At 48.7% G+C, this 18,780-nt stretch carries 21 protein-coding genes; 3 read left to right on the top strand and 18 right to left on the bottom strand.

Features of this window, described 5'->3' with window-relative positions:
- Window positions 1-11: 11 nt before the first annotated feature.
- Window positions 12-1,190 (top strand): acetoin utilization protein AcuC, encoded by a 1,179-nt coding sequence (locus AR333_RS06845; protein WP_068774525.1) that lies wholly within the window; start codon window positions 12-14, stop codon window positions 1,188-1,190.
- Window positions 1,191-1,298: 108 nt separating this feature from the next.
- Here the strand turns inward: AR333_RS06845 and AR333_RS06840 are convergent, their stop codons facing one another.
- The 12 genes from AR333_RS06840 to crcB form a co-directional block, all read right to left on the bottom strand.
- Window positions 1,299-1,997 carry a 5'-methylthioadenosine/adenosylhomocysteine nucleosidase gene (locus AR333_RS06840; protein ID WP_068774524.1) on the bottom strand — a complete coding sequence of 233 codons (699 nt, stop codon included), beginning with the start codon at window positions 1,995-1,997 and terminating at the stop codon, window positions 1,299-1,301.
- 37 nt (window positions 1,998-2,034) lie between these two features.
- The gene (ccpA, locus tag AR333_RS06835) at window positions 2,035-3,054 is read right to left on the bottom strand and encodes a catabolite control protein A (RefSeq protein ID WP_084783522.1); all 1,020 of its coding nucleotides are present in this window, start codon (window positions 3,052-3,054) and stop codon (window positions 2,035-2,037) included.
- 277 nt (window positions 3,055-3,331) lie between these two features.
- Window positions 3,332-3,769: a hypothetical protein gene (locus AR333_RS06830; protein WP_068774522.1), complete on the bottom strand. Its 438-nt coding sequence runs from the start codon at window positions 3,767-3,769 to the stop codon at window positions 3,332-3,334.
- Window positions 3,770-3,937: 168 nt separating this feature from the next.
- Window positions 3,938-4,486 carry a type 1 glutamine amidotransferase domain-containing protein gene (locus tag AR333_RS06825; RefSeq protein ID WP_068774521.1) on the bottom strand — a complete coding sequence of 183 codons (549 nt, stop codon included), beginning with the start codon at window positions 4,484-4,486 and terminating at the stop codon, window positions 3,938-3,940.
- Window positions 4,487-4,523: 37 nt separating this feature from the next.
- Window positions 4,524-6,254, bottom strand: coding sequence for a phosphoenolpyruvate--protein phosphotransferase (ptsP, locus tag AR333_RS06820; protein ID WP_068774520.1), 1,731 nt, complete (start codon window positions 6,252-6,254; stop codon window positions 4,524-4,526).
- Window positions 6,247-8,139: a glucose PTS transporter subunit IIA gene (locus AR333_RS06815; RefSeq protein WP_068774519.1), complete on the bottom strand. Its 1,893-nt coding sequence runs from the start codon at window positions 8,137-8,139 to the stop codon at window positions 6,247-6,249. Before AR333_RS06815 ends, ptsP begins: the two co-directional genes overlap by 8 nt.
- 116 nt (window positions 8,140-8,255) lie before the next feature.
- Window positions 8,256-8,981 (bottom strand): hypothetical protein, encoded by a 726-nt coding sequence (locus tag AR333_RS06810; RefSeq protein WP_068774518.1) that lies wholly within the window; start codon window positions 8,979-8,981, stop codon window positions 8,256-8,258.
- A 200-nt stretch (window positions 8,982-9,181) separates the two neighbouring features.
- Window positions 9,182-9,607: a CoA-binding protein gene (locus tag AR333_RS06805; protein ID WP_068774517.1), complete on the bottom strand. Its 426-nt coding sequence runs from the start codon at window positions 9,605-9,607 to the stop codon at window positions 9,182-9,184.
- Window positions 9,608-9,660: 53 nt separating this feature from the next.
- Complete coding sequence (locus AR333_RS06800) at window positions 9,661-10,476, bottom strand: C39 family peptidase (RefSeq protein ID WP_253735739.1); 816 nt, start codon at window positions 10,474-10,476, stop codon at window positions 9,661-9,663.
- A gap of 13 nt (window positions 10,477-10,489) precedes the next feature.
- Window positions 10,490-11,788, bottom strand: a complete 1,299-nt coding sequence (gene aroA / locus AR333_RS06795) for a 3-phosphoshikimate 1-carboxyvinyltransferase (protein ID WP_068774516.1) — start codon at window positions 11,786-11,788, stop codon at window positions 10,490-10,492.
- A gap of 113 nt (window positions 11,789-11,901) precedes the next feature.
- A complete protein-coding gene (locus tag AR333_RS06790; RefSeq protein WP_068775156.1) occupies window positions 11,902-12,246 on the bottom strand; it encodes a CrcB family protein in 345 nt (114 codons plus the stop codon).
- 8 nt (window positions 12,247-12,254) lie between these two features.
- Complete coding sequence (gene crcB / locus AR333_RS06785; protein ID WP_068774515.1) at window positions 12,255-12,635, bottom strand: fluoride efflux transporter CrcB; 381 nt, start codon at window positions 12,633-12,635, stop codon at window positions 12,255-12,257.
- A 137-nt stretch (window positions 12,636-12,772) separates the two neighbouring features.
- Here crcB and AR333_RS06780 point away from each other — a divergent pair, with 137 nt between their 5' ends.
- On the top strand, window positions 12,773-13,066 hold the full coding sequence (locus tag AR333_RS06780) for a rhodanese-like domain-containing protein (protein WP_068774514.1): 294 nt from the start codon (window positions 12,773-12,775) through the stop codon (window positions 13,064-13,066).
- Between the two features lie 85 nt (window positions 13,067-13,151).
- On the opposite strand, the gene AR333_RS06775 is transcribed toward AR333_RS06780, so the two are convergent.
- Window positions 13,152-13,700 carry a shikimate kinase gene (locus tag AR333_RS06775; RefSeq protein WP_068774513.1) on the bottom strand — a complete coding sequence of 183 codons (549 nt, stop codon included), beginning with the start codon at window positions 13,698-13,700 and terminating at the stop codon, window positions 13,152-13,154.
- A 167-nt stretch (window positions 13,701-13,867) separates the two neighbouring features.
- Between AR333_RS06775 and AR333_RS06770 the strand changes: the two genes are divergently transcribed.
- Window positions 13,868-14,167 (top strand): hypothetical protein, encoded by a 300-nt coding sequence (locus tag AR333_RS06770; RefSeq protein WP_068774512.1) that lies wholly within the window; start codon window positions 13,868-13,870, stop codon window positions 14,165-14,167.
- 140 nt (window positions 14,168-14,307) lie between these two features.
- Here AR333_RS06770 and gndA read toward each other — a convergent pair whose 3' ends face one another.
- The 5 genes from gndA to AR333_RS06745 all read right to left on the bottom strand — a co-directional run bounded on the left by gndA (window position 14,308) and on the right by AR333_RS06745 (window position 18,761).
- Window positions 14,308-15,717: an NADP-dependent phosphogluconate dehydrogenase gene (gene gndA / locus AR333_RS06765; protein WP_068774511.1), complete on the bottom strand. Its 1,410-nt coding sequence runs from the start codon at window positions 15,715-15,717 to the stop codon at window positions 14,308-14,310.
- 578 nt (window positions 15,718-16,295) lie between these two features.
- Complete coding sequence (locus tag AR333_RS06760; RefSeq protein WP_068774510.1) at window positions 16,296-17,279, bottom strand: hypothetical protein; 984 nt, start codon at window positions 17,277-17,279, stop codon at window positions 16,296-16,298.
- Window positions 17,266-17,805: a hypothetical protein gene (locus AR333_RS06755; RefSeq protein WP_068774509.1), complete on the bottom strand. Its 540-nt coding sequence runs from the start codon at window positions 17,803-17,805 to the stop codon at window positions 17,266-17,268. The genes AR333_RS06760 and AR333_RS06755 overlap by 14 nt, the downstream gene beginning before the upstream one ends.
- A 66-nt stretch (window positions 17,806-17,871) precedes the next feature.
- On the bottom strand, window positions 17,872-18,270 hold the full coding sequence (locus AR333_RS06750; protein WP_068774508.1) for a hypothetical protein: 399 nt from the start codon (window positions 18,268-18,270) through the stop codon (window positions 17,872-17,874).
- Between the two features lie 11 nt (window positions 18,271-18,281).
- Complete coding sequence (locus AR333_RS06745) at window positions 18,282-18,761, bottom strand: ABC transporter permease (protein WP_068774507.1); 480 nt, start codon at window positions 18,759-18,761, stop codon at window positions 18,282-18,284.
- Window positions 18,762-18,780: the final 19 nt, after the last annotated feature.

Here is an 18,780-nt window from a genome sequence, read left to right as displayed (position 1 = left end):
AACAGCTCGCAATGAAGAACGAATCTGTATTTGTTTATAACGAGCATGAGACAACCTATAAGTTCAACGATGAACATCCATTCAACCAGAAAAGACTTTTACTGACTGTTGACTTGCTCAGAAAAGCCGGAGCCCTTCAAGACTCCCAAATCATAACCCCCCGCTCCGCAACCGATGAAGAGCTCGCGCGTGTTCATCAGCCTGAGTTTATTGAAGCTGTGAAAGCGCTTAGTGAGCCTTCGCCGGCCCGCCAATGGGTCGAAAGCGCTTCCCAGTACGGACTGGATACGGAGGACACTCCGTATTTCGCTTTGATGCACGAGGTCACCTCTATGGTCGTGGGCGGCTCGATTACGGCAGCCGAGACGGTCATGTCTGGCGCCGCCAAGCGGGCGCTTCATCTCGGCGGGGGCCTCCATCACGCGCTGCAGAGCAAAGGAGCCGGCTTCTGCGTCTATAACGACGCATCCGCTGCGATAGCGCATATCACCGAGCATTACAATGCTCGCGTGCTTTACATCGACACCGATGTCCACCATGGTGACGGTGTGCAGTGGAGCTTCTACAGCGATCCGCGCGTGTGTACCTTCTCCATTCATGAGACGGGGAAATATTTGTTCCCCGGCACTGGAGATGTGACCGAACGCGGGGAGGGCGAAGCTTTCGGTACGTGTGTGAACGTACCGGTAGAACCGTACACCGAGGACGATTCGTGGCTGGAAAGCTTCGAGCAGGTGCTGGAGCCCCTGATTGAGCGCTTCAAGCCGGACATCATCGTGTCTCAGCATGGTTGCGATGCCCATGCGCTCGATCCTCTCGCCCACGTACACTGCTCCATGCGGATCTACAAGGAAATGCCGAAGCTCATCCGGCAGTGGGCAGACCGCTGGTGTGAGGGCCGCTGGGTTGCTCTGGGAGGCGGCGGCTATGACATTTGGCGCGTTGTCCCCCGGGCGTGGAGCCTCCTCTGGCTCGTCATGTCCGATCATCCGCTGATCCAGCGGCTGGAGCAAGAACCTCTGCTCTCTCTACCCTCCGGCTGGTTGACGGAGAATCAGGCCGAAAGCCCTGTCGAGCTCCCCGATACTTGGCTGGATCAGACTGATTCCTGGGAGCCCATCCCGCGGAGAGATGTTATCGTCGAGAAGAACAAGAAGACCGTTGAAATCGCACTCCTTTATGTAAAGTAGCTTCTGGTGTAATTCGTAGACTGAGTGCAGAACGTTAAAATCTTCCGCTTACATAGAAACCGCTTGTATCCGTGGATACAAGCGGTTTCTATGTAAAGAAATATTTAGCTAGATCGAACGCACCACATGCTCAATAATACGGTGTGAATTCTCTGAAGCTTGCTTGGTAAATTCAGCAAAATTCACATGAGCGGAACCGTCCGCTTTATCAGACATGGAACGAATAACAACAAACGGAATGGAATTCATAGAACACACTTGGGCTACGGCCGCCCCTTCCATTTCCGTACAGGACCCGCCTAGATCATGGAATAGTTCGGCCACTAGTTCGCGCGATGCAACGAATTGATCGCCTGACAAAACAAGACCTTGTTTGGTACGCCCGTCAAACAGCTCTCTGCTCGCCGCGTCCGCAAGCTTAATCAACTCAGGATCCGCAGCAAACGTGGACACTTCCTCATAAGGAATAACTCCGCGAGGGAATCCTAGAGCTCTAACATCCATATCGTGCTGCATACATGCGGTAGAGATTACAATGTCGCCGATGTTAAGCTCAGGGTCCAGTGCTCCCGCCACACCCGTAAACAAAACGGCGTTTACTCCGAACTGGTCGATTAGAATCTGCGTGCAGACCGCTGCATTCACTTTGCCGACACCGGATCTGCAGACGACAACTTCTTTACCTTGAAAAAGCCCTTCCCGGTATGTAATGCCTGCTTTTCTGGTCTCTTTTACACCCGTCATAGCTTGAATAAGCAGTTCGATTTCCTCATTCATTGCTCCGATTAAACCGATTTTGTTGATCATCTCCGGCTCCTCTTCTTTCTGCTCAACAAAAAGCGGCTCAACGAGGAGCCACTGAGCTGCGCTTAATAATTTCGTGCGGAAGAACGACTTGTGTCATTTCCATGGCTTCTTTATTCATCAGTTTGGTCAATAGACGCATCGATACAGCCCCGATATCATACATAGGCTGTGCCACGGTTGTCAGCTGCGGCCGTACCATGGATGCCATACGAATATTATCAATACTCATGATCGACATATCTTCCGGAACCCGCAAACCTTCGTCCTGAATCTTGTGAATAGCACCGATTGCCATCTCATCCGTTGCCGAGAAAATAGCGGTTGGACGATTAGGAAGATTCAAGAAATAGTCCGTTGCATCGATCCCCGACTCATAACGGTAATTGCCGAGACGGATATAGTCTTCATCCAGTTCAATGCCTGCCTCTTCCAAGGCTTTCTTGTAACCTTGATAACGGGAAAATCCATTAGCAGGATCCTGAAGCGGGCCCGAAATCATGCCAATGCTGCGATGCCCATTCTGAATGAGCAATTGAACGGCATCAAAAGCCGCTTTCTCATGATCGATATCAACAGAAGGCATAATATTCTGATCGTCCGCTGTTCCGCAAAGAACAACCGGCACGGAGGAAGTCCGGAAAGCATTAATATGATCCTCCGATACGACCCCGCCCATAAAGAGCAACCCGTCCACCTGCTTCTCCAGCAGTGTGTTGATGACACGGATTTCTTTTTCCTTCTTCTTGTCGGCGTTACTTAAGATGATGTTGTAGTGATACATATTGGCGATATCTTCGATTCCACGAGCCACTTCGGCAAATATAGAGTTCGAGATATCCGGTATAACGACTCCGACAGTCGTTGTTTTCTTAGACGCAAGTCCTCTTGCAACCGCGTTAGGGCGGTAACCCAGCCGTTCAATGGCCTCAAAGACTTTCTTCCTGGTCTGCGGCTTTACGTTCGGATTGTTATTGACGACACGCGAAACCGTTGCCATCGATACTCCTGCTTCTCTTGCTACGTCATAAATAGTAACAGTCACGGTCATTCTCTCCATTTATATTCGAATATTCGTCGTCCTTGCCATATTACTGATTATCATACGACATTATTTACCTTTTCGCAATTAAAACACGACCCTCTATATAGTAGCAAAAATAAAGGACGAAAGCCAACCTGCGCCGTTCACATTCCGCATAAAGCAGTCTGTTCGTCAGGTTGGCCCTACTGAAATCCCAGCAAGTTTGGAGATTAGGCGACTATTACGATCGTTTTTGTTTGTTTAAACGCACAGGCTAACGACGACATGTCTCTTGCACTCTTGTTAGCTCTTGTTACGCCCCTCCGAACACTTCCTGCTTGCCTTCATCCGTGAACATATGTTCACTAATTTGCACTAGGCGATGCTGCAGATCCGCTCCCCACTGCTTATCCCCCAGAGAATTAGCTAGCAGGAGCAGGTCAAGCAGCTCATTGACTCTCTCATCGAATGCTTGCTTAAGGCCATATCCATCCTCAGAGGAATGGGCTAATCGCACAATTAGACAGGCAACCTCGGATACATCCTCAAAGCGGACAATCTGTTTGTCCGGTTCAGGTCCAAGTTTTCCGATAAGTTCGGTTACTTTGGGCTTAACACTGGCGTAGACGCCGCTCTTGCCGCATGATTCACAAGAATATATGGGGACATTTTCAATCTCGACTTTTTGTTGAAAAACCACGGTTCTTAGACATAAGTGAACTGATTGTCCACAGAAGCAACGCTTTTTCAATACACTCACTCCTTTGGCAGCCCGATGTACGTTTGCTGTCTACACAACTTAACTGTACAAGTGTTATTTCTACCAAAGGAAGCGAATTTCCTGCTTGTTAACACAGGAAGGTATATCCATATATAAAAAGTCAAATGCAGCTGGTCGCTTACGCACAGTGAAGGAAATTTACCGGCTGTTCTTTTTGTCAGCCAGCACTTCTATGTACGCTCTCATAAAAGCCGGCAGATCCGGCGGACGGCGGCCCGAGACAATATTCCGGTCCACAACGGCCTCTTCATCCACCCAAATTGCACCTGCGTTTTCAAGATCATCCCGGATTCCCGGAGTAGATGTCATGGTGAAGCCGTTCACAATTTTAGCTGAAATGAGCACCCAGCCTGCATGACAAATTTGAGCAATCGGCTTAGCGGCCTCATGAATCTCGCGGGTTAAGCGCAGGACATCCTCATACCGGCGAATCTTATCCGGGGCCCAGCCCCCAGGTACATAAAGTCCGTCGTAGTCAGCAGCTTTAACTTCCCCATACGCATAATCGGACGTAATCGGCACTCCGTATTTGCCTGTGTATACAGCAGCTCCCTTCGGTCCTGCAATGTCTACTTGAGCGCCCGCTTCCCGGAGCCGCAGAACCGGGTACCACATTTCCAAGTCTTCAAATTCATCATCTACAAATGCCAAAATTCTTTGTCCGCTCAAAATTTGTTGATTGGTCATCTTTTTATTTCCTCCTTGGTTTTGTTTCTGGATAGATTTAAGAAGCGCTTGATTTTGAGTTAGAGCGTTCCAGAACACCTATTATTTCCTCACTCGTACCGCATTTCAGAACTTCTTCAAGCAGCCGTTCACATTCCGCATGATTACTCGTAAGCAGACGATGCTTAATGGGAAGCAGCAGCTGCATCGACATGCTGAGCTCTTCGATTCCAAGTCCGAGCCATAATGGAAGTGCGCGGATATCTCCCGCGAACTCACCGCATACCGCCACCGGTATGCCTGCTGACTTGGCCGCATCAATTGTGAGCTTAAGCAAACGGATAACCGCGGGATGATAGGGATCATACAAATGCGCGATGCTGTCATTCATTCGATCTACAGCCAAGACGAATTGGATCAGATCATTGGTTCCGATTGAAAAGAAATTAACTTCCTTGGCCAGCACGTCCGCGATAAGCGCTGCGCCCGGCACTTCAATGGTGAGACCAACTTCTATATTCGGATTGTACGGTTGACCCCGCCGGCTTAAATCCTGTTTGGCCTGCGCCAGCAGTTCATTTGCCTGGCGGAGTTCATTGAGCGATGAGATCATCGGATACATAATCTTGACCTGACCGAAGTGGGAAGCCCTGAGAATTGCACGCAGTTGTGTCTTAAACAGCTCATGCCGCTCAAGAGAGATGCGGATTGCCCGGCAGCCCAGCGCCGGATTATCCTCTACCTGCATCGGCAGATAGTCCAGCTTCTTATCCCCGCCGATATCGAGCGTGCGAATAATTAACGGCTTGCCTTCAAGCTTGACTGCCGCCTGCCGATAAACATCATACTGCTCATTCTCATCCGGAAGAGAATCCCGGTCCATGTACAAAAATTCGGAGCGGAACAAACCTACACCTATCGCGCCGTTTTTAAGCGCCTGATCAATCTCTTTGATAGAACCGATGTTGGCGGCCAGCCGAACAGATTTACGATCCTCCGTCATGGACGGCACGTGGGCAATTTCCTGTAATCTTTCCTGATGAAGCAGCCAGTTGTTTTTACGCGACTCATACAGCTCGATCGTCTCATGATCCGGGTTCACGTAGACGACACCTTCTTCACCGTCAACAATCACCATATCCCCGTTCTGGATAGGACGGATAAGCTTGCCTTCCAAGCCGAGGACAAAAGGAATACCCATGGCCCTGCTCATGATAGAGGTATGAGAGGTTAAGCCGCCCATCATCGTAACAATGCCCAGAATGCTTGTCGGATCCAGATGTACGAGCTGGGAAGGGGTTAGCTCCTTGGCGACCAGAACATAGGCATGATCAGCCGGTGGAGGCGTGTCTTCCACTGTTCCAAGCAAATGCTTCAGCAGCCTGTTGCCCACATCTTTAATATCCATAGCCCGTTCTTTCATATAATCGTCATCCAGCACATCAAACATATCGACGAACTTATCTATAACCTCTTTAACCGCTACCTCCGCCGCTTTATATTGCCGGCTGATGATGCCTTGAATCTCATTCATAAAAACAGGGTCTTCCAGAATGGCTAGATGAGCATCAAAAATATAAGATTGCTCCTGCCCGAGCACTTCTCTAATCTCCTGCTTAATATGCTCCAGCTCATCTTTGGATGACCGGACGCCATCATACAATCGTTCAAATTCAAAGGACAGTTCCGTGGCATCCACCATTTTGTCAGGGAATTCCCAATCCCAGGCGGGGATGACATAGGCAGGGCCCATTGCTATCCCCGATGATGCTCCCAAACCTTTAATCATTAGAAGCCCCTCCGCTCTGTTCCGGTTTTTTCAACACAACGGACATGACTGATGCCTGTCCTTTTTTAACGGACTTGTATGGAGCAAAGCTCCATGATTTCACCCGGTCCGAATTCGTAATTACCATAGGAGTCGCAAGCGATTTCGCATGTTTTTTGACCTGACTCAAATTAAAACGGATAAGCAGCTGCCCCGCTTCGACTTCATCACCCGGTTGAACCTGAGCCTGGAAAAATCCTTCCGACAGACTCGACGTATCAATACCGATGTGCAGCAGAACTTCAAGTCCTTCCTCGGTTTGAATCCCCAGCGCATGCATGGTCGGATAAATATGCATGACTTTACCGGATACCGGCGAGAGCAGCTCCCCCTTCTCAGGGATAAAGGCTACTCCGTTTCCAACAATTTTGCCCGCAAAAATACGGTCCGGCACTTCATCTAGCGGTATCATGCGGCCTGCAACCGGTGAGCTGAACAGCACCAGGTGTATATCTTTGCGCAGCAGTTTCATAATTTCTTCACGAATGAGCTCTGAGAACGTACCGAACACGACCTGTACATTCCCGCCTCCCAGCCGGATGACTCCAGCTGCGCCCAGATGCTTGAGTGCGGTTATGTCCATCAGTCTGTCTGATTCAAGCGTAAGCCTCAACCGGGTAATGCAGGCTTCGATTTTTTTGATATTTCCTTTGCCCCCCAGCGCTTCCACGATCAGCGGAGCCCGATAGGGAATATCACCCGCCCACTCTTCCAGAGAGGACCCTTCTTCCCTTCCGGGAGTCGGTATCCGGTAACGTCTGATTGCATAACGGAAAAGCACATAGTAGATGAGGCCAAAAACAAGACCGATCGGAATCAGCATCCATCCATTTGTAGACAAGTGCTCGTTAATGACAAAATCGATAGCCCCGGCCGAATACGAGAAACCATGACTAATGTTAAGGGCGTAAGCGATCCACATGGCAAACCCTGATAATATCGCATGAATTACAAATAGAAACGGCGCCACGAACAGGAACGCAAACTCAATGGGTTCTGTCACTCCTGTGAGGAAGGAGGTAAGCGCAGCGGTCAGAAAAGTGATGCGGACACTCGGTTTAAGATCTTCACGAGCCTCGTGAATAATAGCAAAAGCAATTGCAGGCAGCGCAAACATCATAATCGGGTATAAACCGGCCATATAAGCCCCCGCTGCAGGATCTCCCGCGAAGAAACGGGGAAGATCGCCATAAACCATTTCTCCATTCGGTTTCTCAAAAGCACCGAGCTGAAACCAGAAAAAATTGTTTAGAATGTAGTGCAGACCTGAGGGTACCAGCAGCCTGTGGGCAATTCCGTACAAAAACGTGCCAAAACCACCCAGGCTGAGTACCCAGGCTGTTAATTGCTCCATCCCATTTTCCAGGTGCGGCCCGATTGTAATCATGAGGGAAGACAAAGCGAGTGTAATCGCACCCATGATCAGCGGAACGATACGCGGCCCGCCAAAAAACTGAACCGATTCCGGGAGTTTGATATGCTTACAGCGGTTATACGCGACAGCAGACAACAGCCCGATCAATATTCCACCCGCGACCCCAAGCTGAAAAGCTTCTCCGAGCTGGTGCTGGGTTAATTCTGTAAAAAGGAAATAGCTCATGAGTGCGGAGATCCCGGCGATCCCGGCATTCTCAGTCAAACCCAGCGCAACTCCGACGGCAAACACTAGCGGGAGAAACTTAAAGATCGTATAGCCCGCGAGGAGTATCATTTCACCGAGAGAAGCTGCTCCTATACTTTCCCATGGCAGGATTCCCAAGCGGATTAGCACCGCGGCAACAGGGAGCGTGATCATCGGAAGCATCAATGAACGCCCGAACTGCTGCAAATTTCCCATCCAGTTCAAATTCGATCCAGCCTCCTCTCTCTTTCGATCCTAATGGCTCTTGGAGTTTTTGTCAAAAGAAATAAGCAGGTCCGAGGACCTGCTTATTTGACCGTCTTTATTTAAGAGATACTCTCTTAAAATGTGCCTGTTGTATATGGCAGCCCGGAACCCTGACGGCCGGAAGCGGCGTTATTGGAGTATCCGCCTGCGAATTGGCTTTGAGAAGGAGTCTGGGAATCCGACGTCAGGTAGCTGTCATGGGCCGGCTGGTCACCACGGTAGTTAGCTGTGTGATAGGACTGTGGGGATACTTGCTGGTTGTAGCTTTGACCGCCGTAACCTTGAGAAACAAAGTTCTGGGAAGCGTTATTCTGCGCACCATACGATTGAGCGCCATAAGAAGCTTGAGCATAGCCTTGCTGCGATGGAGTTTGGGAATCCGAACGCAGGTAGCTGTCATGGCCCGGTTGGTCGCCACGGTAATTGGCTGTATGATACGACTGTGGGGAAGCAAACTGCTGCTGACCGCCATAGCTTTGGCCTTGAGCGATATAACCTTGATTTCCAAAGTTCTGGGAACCATATGACTGGTTTTGGCCGTAAGACGCGTAGCTTTGCTGAGCCGGAGTTTGAGAGTCCGAACGCAGGTAGCTGTCATGGCCCGGTTGGTCGCCACGGTAATTAGCCGTGTGGAAAGATTGCGCCTGCGGGTTCTGGTAACTGTTATTGCTGTACTGGGAATTCTGGAATTGATTCTGGCCATATGAGGATTGAACATAACCCGTTGGCTGAAATTTGTTCTGGTTCTGATACTGGGATTGGGAGCCGATTCCAGCTTGGTTCTGGTACTGATTGTACATGCGGAAGTTCCTCCTTCAAGGGAATGAAAAGTCTTCCAGACAAGCCTATCCTTGTTCTGGAGCCTCACCTATTGTTTGCAGCTCCCGTGCAAATTATGATTCTCTTTTCAAAAAAACCTTAAAAAATGAGCCCGCAGGCCAAAGAAGAATCTCCAGATACGGGCTCATTCATTTTCGATTAGATAAAAGTCCAGTGGATGTTACACGCCTCTAGGATTTAAGATGGCATCCTCAACCTTGATACAGCGATCCATAATAACTTCGAGACCGCTTTGCCGGCAGATCGACTCCGCTTCCTCGTTATATACTCCCTGCTGCAGCCAGAATACTTTAGCGCCTTTGCGAACGGCATCCTCCGCTATAGGAACCACGGTTTCGCTGCGCCGGAATACGTTCACGAGATCGACTTCTTCCGGGATATCATTGAGGGAGGCATAGCATTTCTCCCCAAGGATTCGGTCTGCATTCGGATTAACCGGAATAATCCGGTATCCTCTGGCCTGCATAGCGGCAGCAACCATGTGGGAGACTCTATCGGGATTATCGGAAAGACCCACTACGGCGATTGCCCCTGCGTTTGCCAGTATTTCCTTGATTCGTTCACGCGAGGGATTCTCGAAAGTCATGACATGCACTTCCCTTCCAATATGGTTGAGCTTAGATTCAACACCATTGTGCCTTAGTCAGCTGAATAAGACAAGCCCTGCTTCCCCATCGCTTCCCATACACGGATGAACTGTTTCTTATCGATACGGAGATTCTTAGAGCCGTCCCACGGATCATTTACATACACGGCCGTTTCATCATAGCCGACCATTAATACCGCGTGCTCAGAAAAAGTGGTCCGGATCATGCCGATAGATGTGTTCCAGTCCGTCCAGTTCGCAGGCATCCCAAATCCTATTGTGGTCCAGACCACCACGGGACGGCCTTCCGATACTTGCTGCTCGTAGCTATCAAAAGATTTACCCGTCAGGTCAATCGCGGAAGGCACATGCTGCTGAAGAAGCGGGAATAAACCTTTGTGATAAATTCCGAAACCTTTGGATTTACCCGTAGCATCCCCTACATACCCGATGTTGGGATGGCCCCATGATTGAATAGAAGAACCGTCCTTGGTCCATACAATCGGAGTCGGATCTTTGGGCATTTGATCATACAAAGTCATTTTATCAATTTGTATTCCTTTATATTGCAGCAGCATAGCCAAGGACGTCACTTCACAGCCCGAAGGCAGTTCAGGCTTCTGTGCTAGAACGGGCGCGTCCAGCAGAACCTTGGATTTTCTTTCTTGAACCGCTACAGCAACAGGCTGAGGCGGCTCCGGTGCGGGCGGGGTCTCCTCCGGTCTCGCATCGATAGCCATCACTGTCTGAACATCTTGTCCGGTTATTTTGGCGTACAGCATTACGGACATGAAGCCCCCGGAAAATAAGAGACCGAGGATAACGAAAAAACCAAGTGTAACTTTCATGCCCTGCCAAATAATACGCATCTTACTCACCCATTCATTCGTTCGTTAATTCTATCTGCGCTCCGAGTGAAATCATATGATCGAAAAACTGAGGATACGATTTGGCTACATGGTGGGCATCACGAATGATAAGCCCTTTCTTGCTCCGCAAACCTGCTACAGACAGAGCCATAATGACACGATGGTCATAATGCGCGTTGATTTCAACTCCGCCTTCCAGTCCTTCCGGTCGTCCATGCACAATAATTTCGCTTTGACGTTCTTCTACGTTTGCTCCGGCTTTACGGAGCTCGTTAAGGAAGTCTGTAATACGGTCACATTCTTTATAACGTAAATTCTCAACGTTATAGAAGCGGGAAGTTCCTTCCGCGAAAACAGCGGCCGCTACCATAGCCAGTACCGCATCCGTGAAATGATCCCCGTCAAACTCGCCAGCCTGCAGTTTACCTGTCCCCTGCACACGTACGATGCCATTCTCATGTGTCAAAGCGACTCCCATTGCGCGCAAAACGTCCACGCAAGCTTTCTCGCCTTGACGGCTGTTCTCATCCAGACGATGCAGAGTAACATCTGACTCGGTTACTGCGGCGGCGGCAAGTATAGCCGCCGATCCCGGGTAATCTCCCTGCACGATATATTCCTTAGCTTCATAAGACTGGTTACCGGGAATACGGTAATGCATAAGGTCTTCGCTGGCTTCGATGCGGATACCGGCCTGTTCAAGAACCTCCAGCGTCTGTCCGACAATAACTTTGGACTTCAAATCATGAAGAACTTCGATTTCACTGTCTTCCTCAAGCAGAGGAGTCAGAAACAACAGAGAGCTGAGGAACTGGGAGCTGACATTTCCGGATACGGTAATGCGGCCTCCACCAGGTTGTCCCCCTTTAATAGTTATCGGCAGACGGCCTTCATTATGTTCGACTTTTACATTCATTTGTTCCAAAGCATGGATGAGATCCAGATGCGGACGCTTGCCGAGCGACTCCGGATACTTATTAATAAACGTTACTTCACTCTGGCAGAGAGCTGCCGTGGACATCAGGAAGCGCAGAACAGCACCCGCGTTACCGACGTTAAGCTCTTCTATCGGTTGAGGTTTTTTGCCAAAACCCTTGATAACGATCTTATGTTCATCTTCTTCGAGAACAGCGCCAAGATCGCGTATACAGCGGCGCATGGCGTCACTGTCCTCGCTATGGGCCGGGAACCGGACCGTGCTTGTCCCGTCAGCCAGAGCTGCGAGAAGCAGATACCGGGTGGTGTAATTTTTAGAGGAAAGGGCCTGAATTTCACCCTGAAGTTTAGGTGTAGCCGTTACGATCGCCTTCATAATATTCTCTCCTTTTATTCGCTCTATCTATTTAAATTTAATATAACCATATGTAGATAAGATGTAGATTCGACGAGCATTGCCTCACAATTACGAGGAGCCAGCCAGGCTGGTTAGATATAATAACCCGCGTAAGCAAGCAAAATCCCGATTGTGTAAGTAGTCCCTGTATAAAGCAGCCAGACAAGCATTAATCTCTGTTTCAGCAGCCTTACGCTTTCCAGCTTCAAAGTAGAAAAGGTAGTAAACGCGCCGATAAAACCCGTTCCTATCCACAGGGCTAGTGTTTCTACAGATACGTGGCCAGCCAGCCAACCCAATAGGAAAGAACCCAGCAAATTAACGGTTAACGTTCCATATGGAAAAGCAGATGCATACCGGGCATGCATCCATCCGGCCAGTTTATAGCGGCAGACAGCACCTGCAAAACCGCCGGAACCTACCAGCAGAAGCTTCATCCATATACTCACGCCCGGTCCACTTCCTTCCTTTTCCCGGCCGCAGCCATACCGATCCAAGTAAAAAGAAGTCCGCCCCACAAGCTCACGAGACCGTAAACAACTGCGATACCGCTTCGTCCGCTTGCTGTAAGCTGCACAATCTCGAGACTAAAGGCCGAGAATGTAGTGAAGGCTCCGATGAATCCTGCCGTTACGGCTAAGCGTAAGTCCGGCTTCCAGTTAATGAGTACAGCCGTACTCAAATAACCCAGCAGGAGACAACCCAGTAAATTGCACGCAAGCGTCCCCCAGGGGAAACGGCCGGGACCTTCATTCCATATGAAAGACAAGCCATAGCGGCTAAGTGCTCCCGCAAATCCCGCTAAACCAACATAAATGACTTTCATAAGCTGTTCTTCCCTCTTTGAATGAATCGGATGATGGACCTGCTGCTAGGGCTACGATCCTTGCCAAACCTTCGTTTGACTTGCTTCTGGCAGTTTTGTATAGTACAAGAAAACGAATTAGGGAGGTTCTGCTTGTTATGAACATTATCCAGCCATCCGAGCTTAAAGCAAGATTAGCCGCAGGTGAACCACTATCCGTTATTGATGTGCGCGAAGCCGAAGAAGTTGCTGCAGGCATGATCGCAGGAGCAAAATCGATTCCGCTGACCGAAATTCATACACGCCTGCACGAAATTCCCCAAGAAGGCGAAGTTATTCTTGTATGCCGGAGCGGTAACCGCAGCGGCAAAGCCTATGCTTTTCTGGAAACTCAAGGCTTCCAAAACCTCAAAAATATGGATGGCGGCATGCTGGCCTGGGATGAATTGTAGAATTTAGGCAACTGGCTCATTAAAGCCTCCTGCTAAAAAAACCTCGGCTATCACGGTTCACAAGCGGATAGCCGCATCCGTTGAATCAACCTGAAAGCAACTCTTCTTCATGCTCGTCTTCTCTCCACTCCATCAGGATGCACCTGACAATCTCAGCGACAGACAATGAGGATGTATCGATTGTCAAATCCGCAAAGGAATAAGCATCCTGACGAAGCTGGAGCATGGTGCGCACCCTCTCTTCCACGTCTCCTTGCAGAAGCGGCCTGTTCTGGTCATTTTGTACACGTTCTACTATGGTTTCAACCGATGCCGTCAGTGCCGTTACAAATCCATTATTTCTCATTATTTTGCGATTCGTTTCAGCTAGAACGGCACCGCCGCCTGTTGATACGACTTGATCGCGGCCTGCCAGAACTTCTTCGATGACCTCACGCTCCAAACTGCGGAAGTAAGCCTCTCCGTGAGCGGCGAACAGATCCGGTATGGACATGCCCGCTTTCTTTACAATTTCTTCATCTGTATCTACCATCCGCCACCCTAGATCTTCAGCCAGCTTCAAGCCCACAGTTGTTTTACCCGTGCCCATAAAACCGATCAGCACAAGGTTTTTCGTTTTGGAATCTATGCTCATCCTGGTCTTCTTTCCTCTCTGGGTATAACTTTCCACTATCATATCACAGCAAAAGCCAGGGATGAATACAATTTCAGTCAAAATCATATTGTATAGTGAATAATCCGCTACTTTTCCAGTTAAGATGATAAGTACAGATCCAGTAGAGTACAAGGAGCGATGTCCATTTGATCCCTCGTCCGCAAATGCCAAAGCCGGGTTGGAACGCATCCGAACGGCTGCAACTCATGCTACAGCCCGCTTATATGTTGTGCAGAAATGATGTAGTCTGGGCGCTTGAATTCATACGTAAAAAAATGGCGGAACAGGACCCTGCCCTGCAAAGTTTATCTCAACCGAGATTACTCAAAAACTTTGAATCTTTCGCAGAGGTGTCCATGATGCTCATTCACCGAGGAAGCGGTTTTGACCAGGAAGCGGATCGGATCAAAAGCTGTCTGAAGGAAGCTGCTCACGGGCTGCTTTAGAACGCCTGGATGAAATTCTGAGGACTAACCGTTGCTGGATAAGATCGGCTCGGGGTATATACCACGCTAATCCGGTTGGGCTCCAGATGAACGAGCGCAAAAAGGAGCCCTCTCGGGCTCCTTTTGCATTAAAACTATTATTATCCAAGCCAGTTATAGTGAAAGCTTCCTTCTTTGTCCACACGCTGGAACGTATGTGCGCCGAAATAGTCCCGCTGTGCCTGGAGGAGGTTAGCCGGAAGCCGTTCCGTGCGGTAGCTGTCATAATAAGCCAGCGCCGAAGCAAATGCCGGAACCGGAATGCCGCGGGTAACCGCAAGTGAGACAACCTCTCTCCATGCATCCTGGTAGTTTTCTACGATGTTCTTGAAGTATTCGTCAAGCAGCAGGTTGCGAAGCTCTGGATCACGGTCGTACGCATCCTTAATATTTTGCAGGAAACGGGCACGAATAATGCAGCCGCCGCGGAAAATCATTGCGATTTCGCCGTAGCTCAAATTCCAGTTATACTCTTCGGATGCTGCACGCATTTGTGCGAATCCTTGAGCATAGGAAGCGATTTTGCTTGCGTAAAGCGCTTTGCGTACCGCCTCAATAAACTGCTCACGGTCACCCTCATAAGGCTTAACTGCCGGACCGTTAAGCACTTTGCTAGCTGCCACACGCTCTTCTTTCATAGCAGATAAGAAGCGGGAGAATACGGATTCCGTAATGATGGACAATGGAACACCCAAGTCCAGAGCGCTTTGGCTTGTCCATTTGCCGGTACCCTTTTGACCAGCGGAATCAAGGATAACATCCACCATCGGCTTACCGGTTTCTTCATCATACTTCGTGAAAATGTCACGCGTAATTTCGATCAGGTAGGAGTCCAGTTCTCCTTTATTCCACTCCGTGAAGATGGCATGCAGGTCTTCCGTGCTGACGTTCAGCACATCCTTGAGAAGCTGGTACGCTTCACAGATCAGCTGCATGTCCCCGTATTCGATTCCGTTATGTACCATTTTAACGTAATGACCCGCACCGTCTGGTCCGATATACGTGCAGCATGGATCGCCGTTTACTTTGGCAGAAATAGCTGTCAGAATCGGCTCTACAAGCTCGTAAGCATCTTTCTGTCCGCCAGGCATAATAGAAGGACCTTTGAGCGCTCCTTCTTCACCGCCGGATACACCGGTGCCAATAAAGCGGAAGCCGAGTGCTTCGAGTTCCTTGTTGCGGCGCTGGGTATCAGGGAAGTAAGCGTTCCCTCCGTCAATCAGAATGTCTCCAGGAGACAGAAGAGGAACTAACTGCTCGATGGTTGCGTCTGTCGGCTGGCCCGCTTTTACCATGATCAGAATTTTACGCGGCGTTTCGAGGGATTGAACGAACTCCTCCATGCTGTAAGTACCTTTAAGATTGCGGCCTGCTGCTTCTTCGAGAAGCTCTTTTGTTTTCTCAGGCGAGCGATTGAAGACGGATACGGTAAAACCGCGGCTTTCGATGTTAAACGCCAGGTTTTTACCCATAACCGCTAAACCGATTACGCCAATTTGTTGTTTGGACATGAATCAAACACCCTTTCCTTGTATAAGTAGATCGTTACCGACTGACATTCAGTAGGAACTGCAGACCGGCTTCCGAAGGATGGATTCGACCCGCTCGGGCAGAAGATATCGCCGTTTCCCCTTCCGGAAAACGTACAAATAGGCGCCCGGCCGAGGCAAAGCTTCCGGGCTGAGACTCACATTTTATGCTTTGAAGCCGGTCTACGCATAGATGGGAAACCTCCGGATCAGGAATCCTGAATGGACTTTAAAGCCCGCTGTTCCCTACCCGTAGATTTCCCAACACATGTAATCGCTAATCTTATACGGACCAAGAATGAATCCGCAAAAGATTTACATGAAACCGCTCTTGCAAAACAATAGCAGCCATACAACCCACTGAGCTGATTCCGCGTGATGCCGACACATTTTACAGTCCGCACCTTACAGGCTTGAACAATAAAACATGCAGCCATGCTCGCGGAATCCGCATCGAACTCATCATTGACTTGATGATAAACGTTTCGCCGCTGAGATGTCAATTTTATCGTGCAATCTTTTCAGTGAAGCGCTTTCCTTTATTTCTCTGTCTATGCGCTCTATAAACGTCCGTTTATGCACTCTTTTGGATGAAACCCTTTGCTGGATGCTTCCTTTTTAGTGCTAAAAACCTCCACTATTTCTTTTGGTTTGGGACAAAAATTGCTTTTATAATATGGAATGCCATTATCATAAAAACCGTAATAGCCAGACTTTTTAACGATTCGGGCTCCTCCTAACGCATAATTGTTATAAGCCCGGTATCCCATCGGAATTCCTTGTACAAAAGCAAGCATCCCTACATCGTCGATTGTATTGTTCCATTCTTCATCCGGTATGGTGGGAAGTGTAAAGGTATATGAAGCCCCGCTCTTGAGCGATCTGACGTTATGCTCGTTAATGGTCATTTCAAGCTCTTTTTGTATCGTAGCCAGAATCGTGCTTCTTCTGACCTCGTCAAAAGGAAAGCCGGGTTTCAGAATCTCAGCTTGTGCAACCAAACTCATCTCACTGCGGAAACCCTCGTACCATTCCCTGCTTCCGGGTTTATTTATGGTTACGTAATCGTCCAGCGTAAAAGAGATGACTTCTCCGGAAGAGTCCGTGTACGCGTAAGGAATTTTGGCACTTTCAACTCGACGGCTCATGGGGCGGCCATCCGCGTCTGTATAGGATTCATAGGCGTACACGTAGCATCCGTCATATCCAATGACCATAAGTGCAGCGACATACTGATCGAGTATGTTCTGGCTGACCTTATCATCGTTTACTCCGAAATTCGTAAAAAGAGTCCGGTAAAAGGTGTTCAATCCTTCCTCCCGGTTAAGTGTAACTTTCTTGAAGGATTCATACCGGATTTCTCCTTCCTGCTTCTCATTTACCAAAAGAGAGTTGGCGCCGTCTTGAACAGCCGCATTTACAGCAGCATTATAACGGGTCTCAAGAAAAAGCGTATCTGCTTGTGTGCGCAAATCCATCTTACTTACAACAGAAAATGGCAGATAGATCAGAACAAAAAGAATTCCGAGTTTAGCTGTCTTCATTACGGACCATTCCCCCATAGGGCAGATATAGTTCTCCCGCTGGACTGTTTGTCCCGTTCAAGGCATCTCTCCACACAGCAGATGAGGATTGACCGAGACTTCTTAGAGTTACCGTAAAAAAATCCCCCGCACCCAGCCGATAAGCACGTTCTGAATCGTCCGGAGCAAGAATGGAGTCTGGAAACAGCACCTCCATAATTTGTGCCTGATAGAAAGCCTCATCCACTACAGAATAGCGATCCTGAAAATGACCGTTGTCATTATAAACAGGTATGTACTGCTTGTGCCTGTGTTCCATACTCACTTCAAATTCTTGTGAAGAAACAGATAGTTCCTTTTGAAAATCGTTGAACATATTCGGGGTGATTACCCCTTTATCCCGTACGCTATCCACAAACCGGGTAAGAGCTTGAAACGTAAGGAGTCGTGTAAGATCATCCCGTTTCTCTGCGGAATCCGCTAGCGGATAAACATATAGAAGCAGTACAGCTACTATGAGAGCAAACCCTTTGCTTAATGTGTTCATCTCCACCCCAATCCCGGCCGCAGCCGATTTACGAAACAACTGGATGGTTTTGCAGGAAGTTGTCCATCAGATTCTAGTAAACATCATCCGTCCAAGGGAGCCATCGCTTCTTCTTATTTCTTTCAGCCGGTAAAATGCAGTTGTATCCATACCCGCCGTATCAATCTCATTTGCACTTCTCCCGGCTGCAAAGAGAGTGCCATCGACTTCTATGTCAAAAGTTTCAGCTGCATTAGCATGCAGTGTCATCATGACCTCAGCCCCCGTATACAGCGTCCCCTCAGCCAGTCTGCCGAGCGTTTGTCCTATTGTCTGCTGATTTCGATCCAACTGTACTTGAGAAACATATGTCTCTTCAATTGCTACTTTAGTTGTGAGCAAAAGCATAACGCCTGAAGTGACGGCGCCCATGAACAGCAGCATCGCTGTGGAGAAATGGAGAATAGAATGAGTTGCGCTGCTCATACTTCTCTCCTCTACTGCTGGCTGAATTCGATGCCGCGGATCACGTTACTTTTATCCTTAATGATCTTAGCTTTGAATTTGCCGCTTGGATTCACATAATCAATATGGGCTTCTACTGCCGCATGACTTATATTTTCACGTGGTATAGAAGAGACGACGGAACCGTAACTGTTGCTTATTGGGGAAGAAATATCAATTACATTGGTATACCACGAACCCCCCATATTTTTTCCCGTCTTCACTTGTATGCCGAACTGTTCCTTGTCTGCAAACTTGCGAAGCGCGTTAACGACCTGGCTCCCGGAAACAACGGTGTTATCATATACGGTGTAAGCGGTTTGGGAAAGCTCTGTCTGAATGTCGGAAAAATTATTTTGTGCCGCTTTAGTCGCATCCTGAGCAGAAATAAACATAACCACCGCAATCGTAATTAATGCAATGGCAAGGAAAAATCCTGCCGCCATAATTAGTGCTTTCTGTGCGTTTCCCATTTTGGGTTGAATCTCCTTT

The sequence above is a fragment of the Paenibacillus sp. FJAT-26967 genome (genome assembly GCF_001541095.1).
Classification (GTDB): domain Bacteria; phylum Bacillota; class Bacilli; order Paenibacillales; family NBRC-103111; genus Paenibacillus_F.
Note: the sequence above shows the minus strand (reverse complement) of the source record. Positions and strands in the feature narration are given on the sequence as shown.